The organism is Rathayibacter tritici (assembly GCF_001641005.1).
In the GTDB taxonomy this organism is placed as follows: domain Bacteria; phylum Actinomycetota; class Actinomycetes; order Actinomycetales; family Microbacteriaceae; genus Rathayibacter; species Rathayibacter tritici.
This window is the reverse complement of record NZ_CP015515.1, coordinates 38,222-55,341: the sequence shown is the minus strand read 5'-3', so window position 1 is coordinate 55,341 and position 17,120 is coordinate 38,222. Positions and strand designations below refer to the sequence as shown.

The window sequence follows — 17,120 nt, the reverse complement described above, 5'->3', positions numbered from 1 at the left end:
AGGCTTCGCAGCACGGCGGCGAAGGGAGAGCGGATGCGGTACCGAGCGCGCGACGGCGCCCTGCTCCACGTGGACGAGCACGGAGCGGGCCAGGGCCGGCCATTCGTGGTGATCCCCGGGGAGCACGACCGCCACCCCTCCTACCTCGGCTCGTTCGCCTCGATCGCCTGCACGCGCCGAGTCCTCGTGCTGCACCCGCGCGGAGTGGGCGACTCCGGGGCGCTTCCCGCCGCTCCCGACGCCACCACGGCCGCCGACGTCGAGGACCTGCGCCGCCACCTCGGCGTCGACGACCTTGATCTGGCCGCCCACGACTCGGGCTGCCGGGCCGCTCTGCTCGCCGCTGCCGAGGCACCGGAACGGGTCGCCCACCTCCTCCTGATCGCCCCCGGCACCGCCTGGCTCGGGATCGACGACCGCGCGCCGGATCTCCGCAGCGAAGCGGCCGCCCCTGCGCCTTCCGACGCGGCAGCAGCAATCGGCGACTCCTTGCGGCGCGTCGACTGCCCAGCGGTGATCCTCGGCGGTGAGGACGACCCGGTGACGGAGGTCGCCGCTCTGGCAGCCCTCACCGCGCTCCTGCCGCGGGCGAGCCTCGCCGTCATCGAATCGAGCGGTCACTATCCGTGGGACCAGACGCCGGCCGAGTTCGCCGTCGCCCTGCGCGCCTCGCTCTCCGCGCCGCCCCCGGCGCCTCCGCTCGGTCGCCGCAGACCGCCTGCCGCGACGCCGTAGGCACGGCCCCGCCCGGGCCCCGATTCCACCGCACCTCCCTCGAGGCCGGACCAGCCCCAGGCCGGAGCACCCCGGAAGCCGTGCCGTCTATCCTCGACGGGTGCGTCTTGTCATCGCGCGCTGCTCCGTCGATTACACCGGCCGTCTCAGCGCCCATCTCCCGCTCGCCACCCGCCTCCTCCTGGTCAAGGCCGACGGGAGCGTCCTCATCCACTCGGACGGCGGATCCTACAAGCCGCTGAACTGGATGAGCCCGCCCTGCACGTTGATCACGGGCGAGCCCGACGACGACGCCCGCGCCTCGGGAGTGATTCAGCAGTGGACTGTCGCGCATCGGAAAACCGGCGACGCCCTCGTTGTCTCGATCCACGAGGTGCTCCATGATTCGGCACACGAACTCGGCATCGATCCGGGACTCGTGAAGGACGGAGTAGAGGCGCATCTCCAGCGCCTTCTCGCCGAGCAGATCGGGCTCCTCGGAGAGGGGCACACTCTCGTGCGGCGCGAGTACATGACCGCGATCGGCCCGGTGGACATCCTCGCCCGCGACTCCGCAGGAGCCGCTGTTGCCGTCGAGATCAAGCGGCGGGGCGAGATCGACGGAGTGGAGCAGCTCACCCGCTATCTCGAGCTGATGAATCGCGATCCGCACCTCTTCCCAGTGACGGGAGTCTTCGCCGCACAGGAGATCAAGCCGCAGGCGCGCACGCTCGCCGAGGACCGCGGAATCCGCTGCATGGTGCTCGACTACGAGGCGATGCGCGGCACAGACGATTCGCATACGCGCCTGTTCTGAGGGGCCCGTCCGACAGCACGACGAAGGCCCCCGGAATGATCCCATTCCGGGGGCCTTCGTCTCGCCGGACCGTCGGCCCGGAGACGTTCTACTTGTGGGCGGCCTGGTAAGCGGCCTGCACCTCGGACGGGATGCGTCCGCGGTCGGACACGGGGTGACCGTTGGCGTTGGCCCACTCGCGAATGGCCTTGAGCTGCTTGGGGTCGCTCTTGGAAGCGGAAGCGACGCTCGTGGCGGCGGCGGGACGCGAGCCGACTCGGCGGGCGTTCGAGACGAACTTCTCGAGGGCCGAGTTGAGCTGAGTGATGTTGTTGGCGCCGAGATCGATCTCGTAGTTGGCGCCCTCGATGCTGAAGCGGACGGTACCTCCGTCACCGGAATCGATAGGGGTTCCGTCGATATCGTCGACAAGCGTGATCTTCTGGGCCACTTTTCCTCCTGGAGTTCGCGGGACCGGACTGTCTCGACCCGGACCGGAAGATACGTTACCCCCTTTCACAAGGGAGTGCGGGAACCCGAGCGCCAGTCGTCGCATTCTCGCGCCAGGTCGAGGGAAATGTACAGGATAAGTACGGTCAATCGCGCCCGAATCCGCGAGTTCGCCGCCAGCCGTCGAATAAAGGACACAGTGTCCGGCCGGGCGGGGTCCGATTCCGGACAGCGATCACGACGATTCCGGGAGCCGATCCCGACGATTCCGGGGCCCGATCCCGATGATTCCGGGGCCGGCTCCCGGCGATTCCGATCCCGCCCGAGTCTTCGTTAGCGTGGAGTCATGGCACGACGAGGCGGACCCCCTGCACGTTCTGCGCAACCGGGCCCGTACCGCAATGCGGCGGCGCGCGAGGCGCTGGAGGCGCTGGTCGCCGCTCCGACCGCCGAGGCCGTTGACCGACTGCTCGACGCCTGCCTGGACGGCTCGCTCGTGGTCGACGTGACCGGCTCACCGCCGGGCGGAGTCCCCCACGTCCGCACGGTCGCGACCACCACGGGGGAGCAGGTGCTGCCGCTGTTCACTTCCACCGACGAGGTGCGTACCGCGATCCCCCGGCAGCAGCATCCGCGGGTGCAGATGGTGGTACTCCCCGGGCACGAGGCCTTCGCGCTGATCCGCACCGCCGACTTCGTCGCGGTGCAGCTCGACCCCGGTTCGATCGCTCAGGTCGTCGCCCGATCGTTCGTCGAACGGGCTCTCGACGCCGAACGGCCGTAGAGTATGGCCCCCGGCGGGCAGCGCCGTCGTCACCCCGTCCTCCGAGGTCAGGAGCCCGCCATGTTCGACACGACCCTCGCCGCTACCGGCCTCCACACGCGGGCCGGCACCTGGTCCTGCATCCTGTTCGACCTCGACGGCACGATCACCGACTCCGCCCCCGGGATCACCGCCACCCTCGTCGAGACCTTCGTCGAACTCGGCCGTCCGGTGCCCGCCCCGGCCGAGCTGCTGGCCTACGTCGGCCCGCCGCTGCTCGACGCCTTCCGCGAGCTGGGCGGGATGAGCGTCGAGGAGGCGCAGGCCGCGCTGGCGGTGTATCGGCGCCACTACAACGCGGGCGGCCTGTTCGACTCCTCCGTCTACCCCGGACTGCCCGACGTACTGGCGCGCATCGCCGAGGCCGGTGTTCCACTCTCGCTCGCGACCTCCAAGCCGGAGTCGGCGGCCACCCGCATCCTCGAGCACTACGGGCTGGCGCAGTACTTCACGGTGATCTGCGGCGCCTCCGAGGACGAGGTGCGCAGCGCCAAGGCCGACGTCGTCGAGGAGGCTCTGCGCCGGCTCCGCGAGCTGGGTGTCGACCTCTCGGTGCCGGTCATGGTCGGCGATCGCGAGCACGACGTGCAGGGCGCCGCTGCTCACGGCGTGCCTACGATCATGGTCGAGTGGGGGTACGGATCGCCGCTCGAAGCGGTCGGTACGATCGCGCTGGTCTCCGGCGCCGAGGAGCTCGCGGACCTCCTACTCCCGTGACCTGCGTACGATGAGAGCATGACTGGTTTGGGCGTCGTCCTCTCGTTCGTGCTGTTCCTCGGCGGGATCCTCGTCCTCGGCAACTCGTTCCTGCTGCCCGATATCGCCGGGTTCCTCTTCTTCGGCGGCATCCTGATGATTTCGGCCTCACTCGGCCTGGCGTTCCACGTCCTCCCGAAGTCGTAGCAGTCGCAGTCGTCGCGAAGGTCCTCCTCGCGCCGACGTCGTCGTCGGGTCCGCCTCGGACTCGGCCGGGCAGCCCTGCCCCCGCTCCTCCCTCCGGCCTCAGCCCAGCGTGTTCGCGTCGAGGTTGATCACCGCGTTGATGTAGACGGCTTCGCCCGCCCCGGAGATCGTCGGGTTCATCCGGAGGAGCTGCTGCACCGGGATCGCGAAGCGCTGGGCGATGTCGAAGAAGGTGTCGCCCTGCACGACCGTGTAGCTGACGATGTCGCCCGCGGCGCCGAGTGTCGGTGCACCGTTCGCTCCGGTGATCGCGCCGTTGTCGACGGCGAAGGCCTTCTCGGGGATATCCGGCGTCGCGTTCGGCGTGAACGTGACCGTCACCTCGGGGACCGGGGCGTAGACGGTGGCGGTCGACTGCGGGAGCGCGGCAGTGACCGTGGGATCCGGCGACGGATCCGGCGACGCTGTGGCGAATACGGTGACCGTGACGGTGGGTGCGGGCGCCGGCGCCGTGCAGCCCGCGAGCGCAAGGATCGCGACGAGAGCCGCCGCTCCACTGACCGACCTGCGCATGTCTCCACCCTCCGTGCGCCCGCGGCGCCCGCTCCACCCTAGGAGACGCGTGAGCCGAAGCACCGCGGCATGATGGCGCGGATCGACGTCAGGAGGGCGGCTCGGTGAGCAGGCGCAGCCCGCCTCCGCTGTTCGCGGCATCCATCAGCAGCTCGACCCAGGTGGGGTTGATCGTCGGCTGGCGACTCCCCGCGAAGTGGAACTGCAGGGCGATGTTGGGGTTCATCCAGAAGGAGTGGCGACCGCGCGCGCCCTCGGGCATGGAGTCGAGCGTGAGGCTGAAGCGCTCGTCGCGGCGGAACTTGGCGTAGATCACAATCTGGAGGTGGGCAAGGGTCCGGTCCTCGATCTCGATGACGGCGGGAGGAGTGCCGTAGAGGAATTGACCCATGTCGCCAGACTAGAGGCACTACGTCGATTACTAGTCAATCTAGCTATTTTGCTGAGGAGGGTTACGGAGCCTCGATCGCGTCCGTAGGGTGACCCTTGTGCTCCGCGGGCACCCCGTGCTCACCGTCGATCTCATCGACGGCCGCACTCATCCGGCGCAGGAAGTTGACGACGATCTCGGCCTCGGGCGCATCCAGGTCCTCAGCGATCTCGAGCATCCGACGGTGCATCTCCTGCAGCGTCGCGCGGACCTCCTGGTCGCTGTCGACAGTGGCCTCCACGACGATCCCCCGGCGGTCGGTCGGGTGGGGCTTGCGCACGAGGTGGCCGCTGCGGACGAGGCGGTCGATCAGGACCGTCGTCGAGGCGGAGGAGATGGAGAGGTGCGACGCCAGATCTTTGCCGGTGACGATCTCGCCCGTGCGCTGCTGGCGGAGCAGGTACTGGATCGCCATCAGATCCGTCTCGCCCATCGCCATCCGCTCGCGGGTGCGACGGCGCATCGAGACCTCGGACACGCGATAGGTGCGCAGGGCACTCAGCACCTCGACCGCGCGTCGCGTGGATGACTCGTCGGGGTACCAGTACCCGGCGCCGTTGCGCAGGCCCCTGTCGCTCATCCGGACATCCTGTCGCTCATCTGGACAGACTAGACCGGCTTGTCATCAGAGCGTCTAGCCAAGCCACCGCACCTACGCTGGAGCGGTGACCGCCACCCTCGTCGCTAAGGGCCTCTCCGGAGGCTATGCGCACCGCACCCTGTTCGACGGACTCGACCTCACGGTCGCCCCCGGAGACGTGGTCGGCGTGGTGGGAGCGAACGGCGCCGGGAAGTCAACGTTGCTGCGCATCCTCGCCGGAGAGACCGCTCCGCTCGAGGGGTCCGTCGTGCTCTCGCCGGGTGACGCCTTCGTCGGCTGGCTGCCGCAGGAGCACGAACGCCGCGAAGGCGAGACCGTTGCCGGGTACATCGCCCGCCGCACCGGCTGCGCCGAGGCCTCGGTCGAGCTCGACGCCGCCGCCTCAGCCCTCGCGGACCCCGACCCCGACGGCTCGATCGCCGACCGCTACGCCCTCGCCCTCGACCGCTGGCTCGCGAGCGGCGCGGCCGACCTCGACGAGCGCACCCCGGTGGTCCTCGCCGAGCTGGGGCTGACGCTGGGAGCCGCGGCCTCCTCCTCCGCGATGACCTCTCTCTCGGGCGGGCAGGCGGCACGGGTAGGCCTCGCAGCCCTGCTGCTCTCGCGCTTCGACATCGTGCTGCTCGACGAGCCGACCAATGACCTCGACCTCGACGGCCTGGAGCGCCTCGAGGCCTTCGTCCGCGGGCTCCGCGGCGGTGCCGTGCTGGTCAGCCACGACCGCGAGTTCCTCGCCCGCAGCGTCACCCGCGTGCTCGAACTCGACCTCGCACAGGGCACGAACCGGGTGTACGGAGGCGGCTACGACGCGTTCCTGGAGGAGCGCGAGACCGCGCGCCGCCAGCGCCGCGAGAAGTACGAGGACTTCGCCGACCAGAAGGCCGACCTGGTCTCGCGCGCCCGCACCCAGCGGGAGTGGTCGAGCCAGGGCGTGCGGAACGCGATGAAGAAAGCCCCGGACAACGACAAGATCCGGCGCAAGGCCTCGGCCGAGTCGAGCGAGAAGCAGGCGCAGAAGGTGCGCCAGATGGAGAGCCGGATCGCGCGGCTGGAGGAGGTCGAGGAGCCGCGCAAGGAGTGGCAGCTCGCCTTCACGATCGGCAGCGCGCCGCGTTCGAGTTCGGTGGTCTCGACGCTCAGCGGCGCGGTCGCCCGGCGCGGCACGTTCACGCTCGGGCCGGTGTCGCTCCAGGTCGACGCGGGCGATCGGATCGGGATCACCGGACCTAACGGCGCGGGCAAGTCGACGCTGCTCTCGCTGCTGCTGGGCCGCGCCGAGCCGGAGGAGGGCATGGCGTCGGTTGGCGCGAGCGTCGCGATCGGCGAGATCGACCAGGCCCGCGGGATGCTCCCCGCCGAGCTGCCACTCGCCGACGCGTTCGAGGCGCTGGTGCCCGAGTGGCCGACCGCCGAGGTCCGCACGCTGCTGGCGAAGTTCGCTCTGAAGGCCGACCACGTCGGGCGGCGCGTCGGCGAGCTCTCGCCGGGCGAGCGCACCCGCGCGGCACTCGCGCTCCTTCAGGCCCGCGGCACGAACCTCCTGGTGCTCGACGAGCCGACCAACCACCTCGACCTCGCCGCCATCGAGCAGCTGGAGGAGGCGCTCGAGGCCTACGAGGGCACCCTCCTGCTGGTCACCCACGACCGGCGGATGCTCGAGACGGTCCAGCTGACGCGCCACTGGCACGTCGAGGCGGGAGTCGTCGCCGAGGCCTGAGCCGCTGGGCCGCGCTCGGACGCCACCGGACTCCACGAAGCCGCTCTCGTCTGTGATTCGGCGCACCTCGAGGCGACTGCCGGCCACCGGTGGGAGCGCCCACCCGCGCCTGCCCCTTCGACTCCACCCCGATGATCCACGAGCCGTTGACCAGCGACTCCGCCGGGTCGTGTTCACAACGCAGGAAGGATTCATCCGAGCAGCCCTGTTCGTGCGGCTTCCGGCCCGCTAGACGGCATCCTTCCTGCGTTGTGAACAGATCCGTCGGGCACGTCCCGGAGAACCGCAGATGCCCCCCCCCCCCCCCCGATGGGGTCCAGGAATGCCCGCGGCCAGCGCGAGCCCGAACTCCCCGCGACGGCGCTCACCGCCGCGCATCGTCCTCGCGGCGACGGCGCACCGCAACCCCCGCGCGGAGCCTCCCGGAGCGGCGGAGACTGGCCGTGTCCGCCGATCGGCGGGCGTTCAGCGACGGAGGGAACGGTTGCATGGTGGATCTCGGAGGACTCGCGGACAAGGCGAAGAACGCCGCGAACAGCGACAAGGGCGAGGAGCTGACGGACACGGGCCTCGATAAGGCGGGTGATGCCGCCGACTCGGCGACCGGAGGCAAGTTCGCCGGTCAGATCGATAAGGCCCAGGACGCCGGCGACCAGCAGGTCGGCAACGACTGATCCCCCGGGCGGCCCTCCCGTGCTGTCGCGGAGGGCCGCCCGACGTCAGACCAGTTCGCGCAGGAGCGCCCGCACCACGGCCGCGGATCGGTCGGCCGCGTCGTCGACATGGGCCTGGAACTCGCCGGGTGCACAGAGGTCCGACACACCGCGGACCGAAACGAATGGTAGGCCGTGCACGTGCGCGGTCTGCGCGAGTGCCACCGATTCCATGTCGGTGGCGAGCGCGCCGGGGAAGTCGCTCCGCACTCGGTCGACGTGGGAGCTCGCGACGAAGGTGTCGCTCGAGACGATCAGGCCGCGCCGCACCGCCCGGCCGTCGGGCAGCGCCAGGTCGGCGGCGAGCGCCGGAGCGTGCCCGGAATACCGGGCGGGCATCCCCGGCACCTGGCCGAGGGAGTAGCCGAACGCGCGCGCGTCGGCATCGGTGTGCACGTACTCGGTGCCGATCACGACCTCGCCCACGCGGACGTCGACGCCCAGCCCGCCGGCTGTCCCCGCGCTCACGACGAGCGGCCGGTCACCGGTCTGCGCGAGGATCGCCGCGGTGAGCCCGCCGGCGGCGTTGACCAGGCCGATCCCGGTGCGCACGAGCACCACCGCGCGGCACTCCAGCTCGAGTTCCCAGTACAGAGCGTTGCCGACGGCCCGGGGCTCGGAGGCGCTGCTCGCCGCCGCGAGGAACGGCTCCGCCTCCTCATCCATCGCGACCAGGACGATCGCCGCACTCACGCGGTGACCGTCTCCCACTCCGAGCGGTGCGCGAGGAACGTCCGCGCCGCCTCCTGCGCCCCCTCGAGCGAGTGGTGGGCACCCCAGCCGCACTGGGTCTCGTTGGCCGCCGGCACCTCGTCGGCCTCGGTGATGTCCGTCAAGGTCGCCTCCACCAGGCCGAGGACGTCGGCGAACTCGGGCTCGCCCGAGAGGATCAGGTAGAAGCCGGTCTGGCAGCCCATCGGCGAGAAGTCGATCACGCGGTCGGAGTGGTTGCGGGACTTCTCGGCGAACAGGTGCTCGAGCGAGTGCACGGTCGGCATCTCGAGGTGGGCGCGATTGGGCTGGGTGAAGCGCACGTCGTACTTGACGAGGTGGTCGCCTCCCGGCAGCGTCTTCGCGTCGGCGAGGCGCACGTACGGTGCGGCGACGGTGCGGTGGTCGAGGTTGAACGATTCGACGTTCATGCGCGGCTGGTCCACGGTGGTCTCCTTCGCTGGGGTCCCTCCATTGTCCTCCGGGCAGCGGAGCGGAGGCGGCACGGAGGCTCCCGAACGGCCGGGTGGAAAGGTCGGCCGTCGCGCCCGCCGTCGCGCCCTGGTTCCACTCGGGTCAGTCTCCCGGCACGAACCGGTAGCCCATCCCGGCCTCGGTGAGCAGGTAGCGCGGATGCGCGGGGTCGGGCTCGAGCTTCTTGCGCAGCTGAGCGAGGTAGAGGCGCAGGTAACCGGTGTCCGTGACGTGCGCCGGGCCCCAGATCTCGGCCAGCAGCGAGCGACGGGTGACCAGCTTGCCCGCGTTGCGAATCAGGATCTCGAGCACCTGCCACTCCGTCGGCGTGAGCCGCACGGATGCGCCGTCGCGCGTCGCGCTCTTGGCCACCAGGTCCACAGTCACCTCGCCGATCACGACCAGCGGCTCGCCGTCGGCCGGCTGCACCCGCCGCGACAGGGCCCGGATGCGCGCGAGCACCTCGTCCATCGAGAACGGCTTGGTGACGTAGTCGTCGGCGCCCGCGTCGAGCGCACCCACCTTGTCCGCCGCGCCCGTGCGCCCCGAGACGACCAGGATCGGCGCGCTCGTCCAGCCGCGCAGCCCGTGGATGACCTCGACCCCGTCAAGCCGCGGCATGCCGAGGTCGATCATGTAGAGGTCCGGATGCTCGTCCACCGCGCGGTTGATCGCCTCCGTGCCGTCACCGGCCGTCACCACGTCGTAGCCGCGAGCCGTGAGCGTGATGCGCAGGGCGCGCAGGATCTGCGGGTCGTCGTCGGCGATCAGGATCTTCATGCGGCTCCTCCGGAGTCCTCGTGCGGTGCTGCGGCCTCGCCGGTCTCGGGAGGCGGCGCCAGCGGCAGCGTCACCACCATCGTCAGCCCGCCCCCCGGAGTGTCCTCCGTCTCGAGCGTGCCGCCCATCCCCTCCGTGAACCCCTTCGACAGAGCGAGGCCCAGGCCCAGCCCGGTGAGGTTGTCGTCGTCGCCGAGTCGCTGGAACGGTACGAAGATTTCGGCGCGGCGCTCCTCGGGCACCCCGGGGCCGTGGTCGACGATCCGCAGCTGCGCGCTCCCGCCGAAGGCACTGGCTGCCACCCGCACCCGCGTGCTGGGCGGCGCGTAGCGGACGGCGTTCGCGAGCAGATTGACCACTACCCGCTGCAGCAGGACGGCGTCGGCGAGCAGCGCCGGTCCCTCCGGGTCGAGGTCGAGGTCGACCTCGCCGGGGCCGAGCCCGAGCTCGTCGAGCGCCGGGAGCACTACGTCGGCGGCGTCGAGCGGAGCGAGCGCCACGGCGAGCGCCCCCGCCTCCAGCCGCGTCACGTCGAGCAGGTCGGTGACCAGGGCGGCGAGCACGGTGAGACTCTCGTCGGCCGTCGTGAGCAGCTCCTCGCGGTCGCGCTCACTCCAGACCACCTCGGGCGAGCGCAGCCCGCTGACCGCCGCGGTGGCCGCCGCAAGCGGCCGGCGCAGGTCGTGGCTGACCGCCGAGAGGAGGGCGCTGCGCACCCGGTCGGTCTCGGCGAGCGGAGCGAGGGAGCTGGCCGTCTCGCTGAGCGCCGCGTTCTCGAGGACCGAGTCCAGCTGCGCCGCGACCACCTGGAGCAGCCGCCGCTCGCTCCCCTCCAGCTCCCGGCCGTGCAGCTCGAGCACCGCGCCCTCGCCGACCGCGATCCGCGCGGGGTCGCCGTCCAACTGCGGCTCGCCGTCCGCGGCGACGACCTCGCCGTCGCGCACCAGCCGCACCCCAATCAGCCCGAACGCCTCGCGGGATCGTTCGAGGATCGCCTGCAGCGCACCCTGACCGCGGATGACCCCGCCCGCGATCGTCGCGAGCAGCTCCGACTCCGCTCCGGAGCGCTTCGCCGCCCGCGCCCGCCGCGCCGCGCGGTCGACCACGGCACTGACCAGCGCCGCGTTCAGCACGTAGAGCACGAGCGCCAGCGCGTGCAGCGGCTCGTCCACGGTGATCGTGTAGAGCGGATCCACGAAGAAGAAGTCGAGGGTGAGCCCCGAGAGCACGGCCGCGAAGAGCGCCGGCCAGAGCCCGCCGACCAGCGCGACCACCACCACCAGCAGCTGGTACGAGAGCACGTCACTCGTGATCGATTCGTCGCTGCGCAGGCTCGAGAGCAGCCAGGTCACCAACGGCCCGCCCACCAGGGCGAGAGCCAGGCCCAGGATGCGGCGCCGCACCGTCAGCGCCCCGTCGAGCCTGGGCAGCACCGCGGTGCGCCCGGCGGCGGAGTGGCTGACGATGTGCACGTCGATGTTGCCGGATTCGCGGATCACCGTGGACGCGGTCCCGGGGGTGAGCGCCGAGGCCAGTCGGCTGCGCCTACTGACGCCGATCACCAGCTGTGTCGCGTTGACCGAGCGGGCGAAGTCGACCAGCGTGCGGGGCACGTCCTCGCCGACCACCTGGTGGTAGCTGCCGCCGAGCTTCTCGACCAGCGCGCGCTGCGCCTCCAGCACATGCGGCCGCGGGGTGCGCAGGCCGTCGGGGGTCACCACGTGCACGGCGAGCAGGTCGCCTCCGGAGGCGCGGGCCGCGATCCGTGCGCCGCGCCGCAGCAGGGTCTCGCCCTCCGGCCCGCCGGTCAGGGTCACGACAACGCGCTCCCGCGCCTCCCAGGTGCTGTCGATGCCGTGCTCGACGCGGTAGTCGCGGAGGGCGTTGTCGACCTCGTCGGCGAGCCAGAGCAGCGCGAGCTCGCGCAGGGCGGTGAGGTTGCCGAGCCGGAAGTAGTTGGAGAGCGCGGCGTCGATGCGCTCGGGCGGGTAGACCCGGCCGTCGGCGAGACGGTCGCGCAGTGCCTGGGGCGCCAGGTCGACAACCTCGATCTGGTCGGCGGCTCGGAGGACCGCGTCCGGGATGGTCTCGCGCTGCGGCGCTCCGGTGATCGCGTGCACGACGTCATTGAGCGACTCGATGTGCTGGATGTTGACGGTGGAGAAGACGGTGATGCCGGCGTCGAGGAGCGCGCGGACATCCTCCCAGCGCTTCTCGTGCGGGGAGCCGGGCGCGTTGGTGTGCGCGAGCTCGTCGACCAGCGCCACCTCGGGGCGGCGGGCGAGCACCGCGTCGAGGTCCATCTCGTCGAGCAGCACGCCGCGGTGATCGACGGGCCGCCTCGGCACGACCTCGAGCCCCTCGACCATCGCGGCGGTGGCGGAGCGGCCGTGCGTCTCGACGATGGCCACCACGACGTCGCGCCCCTCGGCGGACAGCCGGCGACCCTCCTCGAGCATCGTGTAGGTCTTGCCCACTCCGGGCGCGGCTCCGAGCAGCACGCGCAGGCGGCCCTTCGTCATCGTCCCGGCCTCCCCTCGTGCTCGCAGCTCCGGGACACCTCGGGCTCGCCGGATCGGCGTCGGCTCGCTCGATCGGGCGTTCCCGACGAGCCGAACGCGATTCTACGAGCCGGAGGTGCCACCGGAGGCGTCACAGCCGCGCGAGGGCGGCGTTGAGTTCGAGCACGTCCACGGTCGGCTCGCCGAGGTAGCCGAGCTCGCGGCCCGCGGTGTGCTCCTCGACCAGCGCGCGCACGGCGTCCTCGTCGAGTCCGCGGGCGGCGGCGACCCGCGGTACCTGGAGCAGCGCGGAGTCGGGGCTGATCGCCGGATCCAGGCCCGAGGCGGAGGCGGTGAGCGCGTCGGCCGGCACCGCGGCCGGGTCGACGCCCTCGAACGCGGCGATCGCGGCCCGTCGCTCCTGGACAGAGGCGACGAGGTCGGCGTTCTCCGGCCCGAGGTTGCTACCGGTCGACGCGCCCGCGTCGTAACCCGCGGCGGACGGGCGCGACTGGAACCACTCCGGCAGCGCTGCTCCGTCGGCGTCGGTGAACGACTGGCCGATCAGCGACGAGCCGATCACGGCCCCGTCCTGGCGCAGCAACGAGCCGTTCGCCTGGGCGGGCAGGGCGAGCTGCCCGATCCCGAGCACCGCGAGCGGGTACGCCGCTCCCAGCAGCACGGTGAGCACGATCATCGCGCGCAGCGCGACCCCGTAGTAACGGAACATAGTCTCTTCTCTCTTTCAACTGGTCGAATCGTGCGCCCCTCCCCCTCCCCCCTCCCCCCTCCCCCCTCCCCCTCCCCCTCCCGCGAGATGCCACTTATGACCGCGACACGCCGTGCGAGCGCGTCGTAAGTGGCATCTCGCGGAGGCACGGGAGGGGGTTAGAAGCCGGGGAGGGTGGCGACCAGGAGGTCGACGAGCTTGATCCCGAGGAAGGGGGCGATTACCCCGCCGAGGCCGTAGACCAGGAGGTTGCGGCTGAGGATGCGCGACGCGGCGACCGGGCGGTACGCCACTCCCCGCAGCGCGAGCGGGATGAGCACGACGATCACCAGCGCGTTGAACACGATCGCCGAGAGGATCGCCGAGGCCGGCGAGTGCAGCTGCATCACGTTCAGCACGGCGAGCCCCGGGAAGACCCCTGCGAACATCGCCGGAATGATCGCGAAGTACTTCGCCACGTCGTTCGCGATCGAGAACGTGGTGAGCGCCCCGCGGGTGATCAGCAGCTGCTTCCCGATCCGCACAATGTCGATGAGCTTGGTCGGGTCGGAGTCGAGGTCGACCATGTTCCCGGCCTCCTTCGCCGCCGAGGTGCCCGTGTTCATCGCCACGCCCACGTCGGCCTGGGCGAGCGCCGGAGCGTCGTTGGTGCCATCTCCGGTCATCGCGACCAGCGCGCCGCCCTCCTGCTCGCGCCGGATCAGGGCGAGCTTGTCCTCGGGCGTCGCCTCGGCGAGATAGTCGTCCACTCCCGCCTCTGCCGCGATGGCACGGGCCGTCAGCGGGTTGTCCCCCGTGATCATCACGGTACGGATGCCCATCGCGCGCAGCTCCGAGAAGCGCTCCGCGAGCCCGTCCTTCACCACGTCCTTCAGATGCACCACGCCCAGCAGGCGAGCGCCGCCGCCGTCCTTCACCGCGACCACGAGGGGCGTGCCGCCGCTCTGGGAGACGCCGTCGACCAGCACCGTGAGGCGCGCCGCGACCGCGGACGGCAACGGCCCCTCCTCCTCCACCCAGGCACGCACGGCCGAGCCGGCGCCCTTGCGGATGGAGGAGCCGTCGGCGAAGTCGAGCCCGCTCATCCGGGTCTGCGCGGTGAACGGCACCACGACGACCTGGGCTCCCTCGACCCCCTGGGCGGGCCCCACGGCGGGACGCCCCGACTCGCCCGCGAGGTCGACGATCGACTTCCCCTCGGGCGTCGGATCGCTGAGCGAGGAGGCGGCGGCTGCGTCGATGAGCGCGGCCTGCGCCACACCGTCCATCGGCAGGAACGCCACCGCCCGCCGGTTGCCGTACGTGATCGTCCCCGTCTTATCGAGCAGGAGCGTCGTGACGTCGCCCGCCGCCTCCACAGCCCGCCCGGACATGGCGAGCACATTGCGCTGCACCAGCCGGTCCATCCCGGCGATGCCGATCGCCGAGAGCAGGGCCCCGATGGTGGTCGGGATGAGGCAGACCAGCAGCGCCACCAGCACCGGCACGCTCACCGACGCGCCGACGAACGAAGCGATCGGATTCAGGGTCAGCACCACGACGACGAACACGATCGACAGGCTCGCGAGGAGGATGTCGAGGGCGATCTCATTCGGCGTCTTCTGCCGCGACGCGCCCTCGACCAGGCCGATCATCCGGTCGACGAAGGTCTCGCCGGGCCGCGAGGTGATCCGCACGACGATCCGGTCCGAGAGCACTCGCGTGCCGCCCGTGACCGCGCTACGGTCGCCTCCGCTCTCGCGGACCACGGGAGCGGACTCACCGGTGATCGCGGACTCGTCGATGGAGGCGATGCCCCAGACGATGTCGCCGTCACCCGGCACCAACTCGCCCGCCTCCACCACCACCACGTCGCCCAGCTGCAGCTCCGCCGAGGAGACCTCGACCAGGCGCGCCGAGAGGGCAGACGGATCCGCGGAGTCGTCGTCGGCCACGCGCCGCGCCGGAGTGCTGGTGCGGGTTGCGCGCAGGCTCTCGGCCTGGGCCTTGCCGCGTCCCTCCGCGACCGCCTCCGCGAGATTCGCGAACACCACGGTCAGCCAGAGCCAGATCGCGATGCCGGCCGTGAACGTGACGGGCACCGTCGATCCGCCCGAGCGCTCCGGCCCGCCGAGGAACGGCTCGGCGATCGCCAGCAGCGTGGTCAGCGCGGCGCCGACCTCGACGAGGAACATCACGGGGTTGCGCCACATCAGGCGCGGATCGAGCTTGCGGAGCGCCCCGGGGAGGGCGGCGGCGAGCTGGCGCGGTCCGAGGGCCGCCCGGGTGGGCCGCGCGGGGTCGTCGGGGGCCTGGGTGAGTGCAGTGGTCATCGGAGTCGCAGTCCTTCCGCCAGGGGACCCAGCGCGAGTACGGGGAAGTAGGTGAGCGCGGTCACGACGACCGTCACTCCCACGAGGAGGCCGACGAATTGCGGCCGGTGGGTGGGCAGGGTCCCGGCGCTGGAGGGCACCGGCGACTGCGCCGCGAGCGAGCCGGCCAGCGCGAGCACCAGCAGAATCGGGAGGAATCGGCCGAGCAGCATCGCGACGCCGAGCGCCGTGTTCAGCCACGGCGTGTTCGCCGTCAGCCCCGCGAAGGCGGAGCCGTTGTTGTTGGCCGCCGAGGTGAAGGCGTAGAGCACCTCCGAGAGCCCGTGCAGTCCGGGGTTCAGGATCGACGTGCTCTCCACGTCCGCGCGCACGCCCGGGATCGCGAAGCTCAGCGCCGTGCCCGCGAGCACGAGCGTCGGCGTCACCAGGATGTACAGGCTCGCGAGCTTGATCTCGCGCGGGCCGAGCTTCTTGCCCAGGTACTCCGGGGTACGGCCGACCAGCAGCCCGCCGACGAACACCGCCAGCACCGCGAGCACCAGCATCCCGTACAGGCCCGAGCCCACACCGCCGGGGGCGACCTCGCCGAGCATCATGTTGAGCATCGGCAGCATGCCGCCGAGCGCGGTGAAGGAGTCGTGCATCGCGTTGACGGCGCCGGTGGAGGTGAGCGTCGAGGCCGTCGCATAGAGGGCCGAGCCGGCGATGCCGAAGCGCGTCTCCTTGCCCTCCATCGCCGCTCCCGCCGCCTGCGCCGCGGATCCGCCGCCCGCCGCCTCCAGGGCCGTGAGCGCCGCGAGCGACATGACGAAGATCGTCGCCATCGCGGCGAGAATCGCGCGTCCCTGCCGCACGTCGCCGACCATCCGGCCGAAGGTGCGCGGCAGCGAGAACGGGATCGCCAGGATCAGCACGACCTGCAGCAGCGACACCCAGGCCGAGGGGTTCTCGAACGGATGCGCGGAGTTGGCGTTGAAGTACCCGCCACCGTTGGTGCCGAGCAGCTTGATCGCCTCCTGCGAAGCGACCATGCCGCCCGGGATGCTCTGCTCGCCGCCGGTGAGAGTGGTCACGGTCAGTGGGTCGTTGAGGTTCTGGATCACTCCGCCCGCGATCATCACGACCGCGGCGAGAAGCGAGATCGGCAGCAGGAGGCGCAGCGTGCCGCGCACGAGGTCGACCCAGAAGTTGCCGAGAGTGCCGGAGGAGCGGCGCGCGAATCCGCGGATCAGCGCCACCGCGACCGCGAGGCCCACGGCCGCCGAGACGAAGTTCTGCACCGCGAGCCCGCCGAGCTGCACCGCGAAGCCGAGGGTCGCCTCGGGCGAGTACGACTGCCAGTTGGTGTTGGTGACGAACGAGACGGCCGTGCTGAACGCCAGCCCCTCCGGCACCGCGGGGAGCCCGAGCGAGCCGGGCAGGACCGCCTGGAGTCGCTGCATCCCGTAGAGCAGGAGCACGCCGACGAGCGAGAAGGCCAGCACGGACCGGAGGTACGCGCGCCAGCTCTGCTCGCCGGCCGGGTCGACCCCGATCAGGCGGTAGAGGCCGCGCTCGAGCGCGACGTCGCGCGTCGAGGTGTAGACGCGGAACATGTGCTCGCCCAGCGGGCGGTGCAGGAGGGCGACGGCCAGGCCGACGGTCGCGACCTGGAGGACGGCGAGGAGTGGATCCATCAGAAGCGCTCCGGTCGGATCAGGGCCACGACGAGGTAGACGACGGCGGCGAGCGCCAGCACGGCCGCGAGGGCGTCGACGACGATCACCGGTCGCCCCTTGCGTCGCGGGCCGGAGCGGGCGCACCGCCCAGCTTCTCGACCCCCCGGGCCGCGAGGCCGAGGAGCGAGAAAAGGGTGAGCACGCCGAGGAGGTAGGCGAGGTCGAGCACGGAGG

The 17,120-nt window shown here is 71.4% G+C and carries 20 protein-coding genes; 7 read left to right on the top strand and 13 right to left on the bottom strand.

All coding sequences use genetic code 11. The features are described from left to right. The first annotated feature begins 33 nt into the window (after positions 1 to 33). Positions 34 to 735: an alpha/beta fold hydrolase gene (locus A6122_RS00270; protein WP_068250145.1), complete on the top strand. Its 702-nt coding sequence runs from the start codon at positions 34 to 36 to the stop codon at positions 733 to 735. 100 nt (positions 736 to 835) lie between these two features. After that, entirely contained in the window at positions 836 to 1,531 is a 696-nt protein-coding gene (nucS, locus tag A6122_RS00265; RefSeq protein ID WP_068250143.1) for an endonuclease NucS, read from the top strand. An 88-nt stretch (positions 1,532 to 1,619) separates the two neighbouring features. Here nucS and A6122_RS00260 read toward each other — a convergent pair whose 3' ends face one another. Next, on the bottom strand, positions 1,620 to 1,961 hold the full coding sequence (locus A6122_RS00260) for a histone-like nucleoid-structuring protein Lsr2 (RefSeq protein WP_068250140.1): 342 nt from the start codon (positions 1,959 to 1,961) through the stop codon (positions 1,620 to 1,622). 345 nt (positions 1,962 to 2,306) lie between these two features. On the opposite strand from A6122_RS00260, the gene A6122_RS00255 reads away from it, so the two are divergent. The 3 genes from A6122_RS00255 to A6122_RS16230 are packed head-to-tail and all read left to right on the top strand — an operon-like array spanning position 2,307 to position 3,686. After that, the gene (locus A6122_RS00255) at positions 2,307 to 2,744 is read left to right on the top strand and encodes an SseB family protein (protein WP_084415689.1); all 438 of its coding nucleotides are present in this window, start codon (positions 2,307 to 2,309) and stop codon (positions 2,742 to 2,744) included. Positions 2,745 to 2,804: 60 nt separating this feature from the next. Further along, a complete protein-coding gene (locus A6122_RS00250) occupies positions 2,805 to 3,500 on the top strand; it encodes an HAD hydrolase-like protein (RefSeq protein ID WP_068250137.1) in 696 nt (231 codons plus the stop codon). 18 nt (positions 3,501 to 3,518) lie between these two features. Then, positions 3,519 to 3,686, top strand: coding sequence for a hypothetical protein (locus tag A6122_RS16230; RefSeq protein ID WP_157593766.1), 168 nt, complete (start codon positions 3,519 to 3,521; stop codon positions 3,684 to 3,686). A 99-nt stretch (positions 3,687 to 3,785) separates the two neighbouring features. On the opposite strand, the gene A6122_RS00245 is transcribed toward A6122_RS16230, so the two are convergent. The 3 genes from A6122_RS00245 to A6122_RS00235 form a co-directional block, all read right to left on the bottom strand. After that, a complete protein-coding gene (locus A6122_RS00245; protein ID WP_068250134.1) occupies positions 3,786 to 4,259 on the bottom strand; it encodes a LysM peptidoglycan-binding domain-containing protein in 474 nt (157 codons plus the stop codon). Between the two features lie 88 nt (positions 4,260 to 4,347). Beyond that, on the bottom strand, positions 4,348 to 4,650 hold the full coding sequence (locus A6122_RS00240) for a DUF7882 family protein (RefSeq protein ID WP_068250131.1): 303 nt from the start codon (positions 4,648 to 4,650) through the stop codon (positions 4,348 to 4,350). A gap of 61 nt (positions 4,651 to 4,711) precedes the next feature. Further along, a complete protein-coding gene (locus A6122_RS00235) occupies positions 4,712 to 5,269 on the bottom strand; it encodes a MarR family winged helix-turn-helix transcriptional regulator (RefSeq protein ID WP_068250129.1) in 558 nt (185 codons plus the stop codon). A gap of 85 nt (positions 5,270 to 5,354) precedes the next feature. Here A6122_RS00235 and A6122_RS00230 point away from each other — a divergent pair, with 85 nt between their 5' ends. Beyond that, positions 5,355 to 7,007: an ABC-F family ATP-binding cassette domain-containing protein gene (locus A6122_RS00230; protein WP_068250127.1), complete on the top strand. Its 1,653-nt coding sequence runs from the start codon at positions 5,355 to 5,357 to the stop codon at positions 7,005 to 7,007. Positions 7,008 to 7,495: 488 nt separating this feature from the next. Then, positions 7,496 to 7,681, top strand: a complete 186-nt coding sequence (locus tag A6122_RS00225) for an antitoxin (RefSeq protein ID WP_084415687.1) — start codon at positions 7,496 to 7,498, stop codon at positions 7,679 to 7,681. Positions 7,682 to 7,726: 45 nt separating this feature from the next. On the opposite strand, the gene mtnN is transcribed toward A6122_RS00225, so the two are convergent. From mtnN to A6122_RS17480, 9 genes are all read right to left on the bottom strand, one after another. After that, on the bottom strand, positions 7,727 to 8,413 hold the full coding sequence (mtnN, locus tag A6122_RS00220; protein ID WP_068256764.1) for a 5'-methylthioadenosine/S-adenosylhomocysteine nucleosidase: 687 nt from the start codon (positions 8,411 to 8,413) through the stop codon (positions 7,727 to 7,729). After that, positions 8,410 to 8,862: an S-ribosylhomocysteine lyase gene (locus A6122_RS00215; RefSeq protein ID WP_068256761.1), complete on the bottom strand. Its 453-nt coding sequence runs from the start codon at positions 8,860 to 8,862 to the stop codon at positions 8,410 to 8,412. Before A6122_RS00215 ends, mtnN begins: the two co-directional genes overlap by 4 nt. A gap of 145 nt (positions 8,863 to 9,007) precedes the next feature. Beyond that, positions 9,008 to 9,685, bottom strand: coding sequence for a response regulator (locus tag A6122_RS00210; RefSeq protein WP_068250123.1), 678 nt, complete (start codon positions 9,683 to 9,685; stop codon positions 9,008 to 9,010). Continuing rightward, on the bottom strand, positions 9,682 to 12,207 hold the full coding sequence (locus tag A6122_RS00205) for a sensor histidine kinase (RefSeq protein WP_068250121.1): 2,526 nt from the start codon (positions 12,205 to 12,207) through the stop codon (positions 9,682 to 9,684). Before A6122_RS00205 ends, A6122_RS00210 begins: the two co-directional genes overlap by 4 nt. A gap of 130 nt (positions 12,208 to 12,337) precedes the next feature. After that, positions 12,338 to 12,916: a potassium-transporting ATPase subunit KdpC gene (gene kdpC / locus A6122_RS00200; protein WP_068250119.1), complete on the bottom strand. Its 579-nt coding sequence runs from the start codon at positions 12,914 to 12,916 to the stop codon at positions 12,338 to 12,340. Positions 12,917 to 13,074: 158 nt separating this feature from the next. Next, positions 13,075 to 15,228, bottom strand: coding sequence for a potassium-transporting ATPase subunit KdpB (kdpB, locus tag A6122_RS00195; RefSeq protein ID WP_068250117.1), 2,154 nt, complete (start codon positions 15,226 to 15,228; stop codon positions 13,075 to 13,077). Next, entirely contained in the window at positions 15,225 to 16,904 is a 1,680-nt protein-coding gene (kdpA, locus tag A6122_RS00190; protein WP_068250116.1) for a potassium-transporting ATPase subunit KdpA, read from the bottom strand. Before kdpA ends, kdpB begins: the two co-directional genes overlap by 4 nt. Next, positions 16,904 to 16,993 (bottom strand): K(+)-transporting ATPase subunit F, encoded by a 90-nt coding sequence (gene kdpF, locus A6122_RS16225; protein ID WP_068250113.1) that lies wholly within the window; start codon positions 16,991 to 16,993, stop codon positions 16,904 to 16,906. The genes kdpA and kdpF overlap by 1 nt, the downstream gene beginning before the upstream one ends. Next, complete coding sequence (locus A6122_RS17480) at positions 16,990 to 17,115, bottom strand: hypothetical protein (RefSeq protein WP_257722302.1); 126 nt, start codon at positions 17,113 to 17,115, stop codon at positions 16,990 to 16,992. The genes kdpF and A6122_RS17480 overlap by 4 nt, the downstream gene beginning before the upstream one ends. Positions 17,116 to 17,120 lie beyond the last annotated feature (5 nt).

What these genes read in the sequence shown, in the direction of transcription:
- A6122_RS00255 (WP_084415689.1), top strand. Translation starts at nt 2,307, where the DNA reads ATGGCACGACGAGGCGGACCCCCTGCACGTTCTGCGCAACCGGGCCCG.
- A6122_RS00210 (WP_068250123.1), bottom strand. Translation starts at nt 9,685, where the DNA reads ATGAAGATCCTGATCGCCGACGACGACCCGCAGATCCTGCGCGCCCTG.
- kdpA (WP_068250116.1), bottom strand. Translation starts at nt 16,904, where the DNA reads ATGGATCCACTCCTCGCCGTCCTCCAGGTCGCGACCGTCGGCCTGGCC.
- A6122_RS00205 (WP_068250121.1), bottom strand. Translation starts at nt 12,207, where the DNA reads ATGACGAAGGGCCGCCTGCGCGTGCTGCTCGGAGCCGCGCCCGGAGTG.
- A6122_RS00240 (WP_068250131.1), bottom strand. Translation starts at nt 4,650, where the DNA reads ATGGGTCAATTCCTCTACGGCACTCCTCCCGCCGTCATCGAGATCGAG.
- A6122_RS16230 (WP_157593766.1), top strand. Translation starts at nt 3,519, where the DNA reads ATGACTGGTTTGGGCGTCGTCCTCTCGTTCGTGCTGTTCCTCGGCGGG.
- kdpC (WP_068250119.1), bottom strand. Translation starts at nt 12,916, where the DNA reads ATGTTCCGTTACTACGGGGTCGCGCTGCGCGCGATGATCGTGCTCACC.
- A6122_RS00215 (WP_068256761.1), bottom strand. Translation starts at nt 8,862, where the DNA reads ATGAACGTCGAATCGTTCAACCTCGACCACCGCACCGTCGCCGCACCG.
- A6122_RS00245 (WP_068250134.1), bottom strand. Translation starts at nt 4,259, where the DNA reads ATGCGCAGGTCGGTCAGTGGAGCGGCGGCTCTCGTCGCGATCCTTGCG.
- kdpB (WP_068250117.1), bottom strand. Translation starts at nt 15,228, where the DNA reads ATGACCACTGCACTCACCCAGGCCCCCGACGACCCCGCGCGGCCCACC.
- A6122_RS00250 (WP_068250137.1), top strand. Translation starts at nt 2,805, where the DNA reads ATGTTCGACACGACCCTCGCCGCTACCGGCCTCCACACGCGGGCCGGC.
- A6122_RS00270 (WP_068250145.1), top strand. Translation starts at nt 34, where the DNA reads ATGCGGTACCGAGCGCGCGACGGCGCCCTGCTCCACGTGGACGAGCAC.
- A6122_RS00225 (WP_084415687.1), top strand. Translation starts at nt 7,496, where the DNA reads ATGGTGGATCTCGGAGGACTCGCGGACAAGGCGAAGAACGCCGCGAAC.
- A6122_RS00235 (WP_068250129.1), bottom strand. Translation starts at nt 5,269, where the DNA reads ATGAGCGACAGGGGCCTGCGCAACGGCGCCGGGTACTGGTACCCCGAC.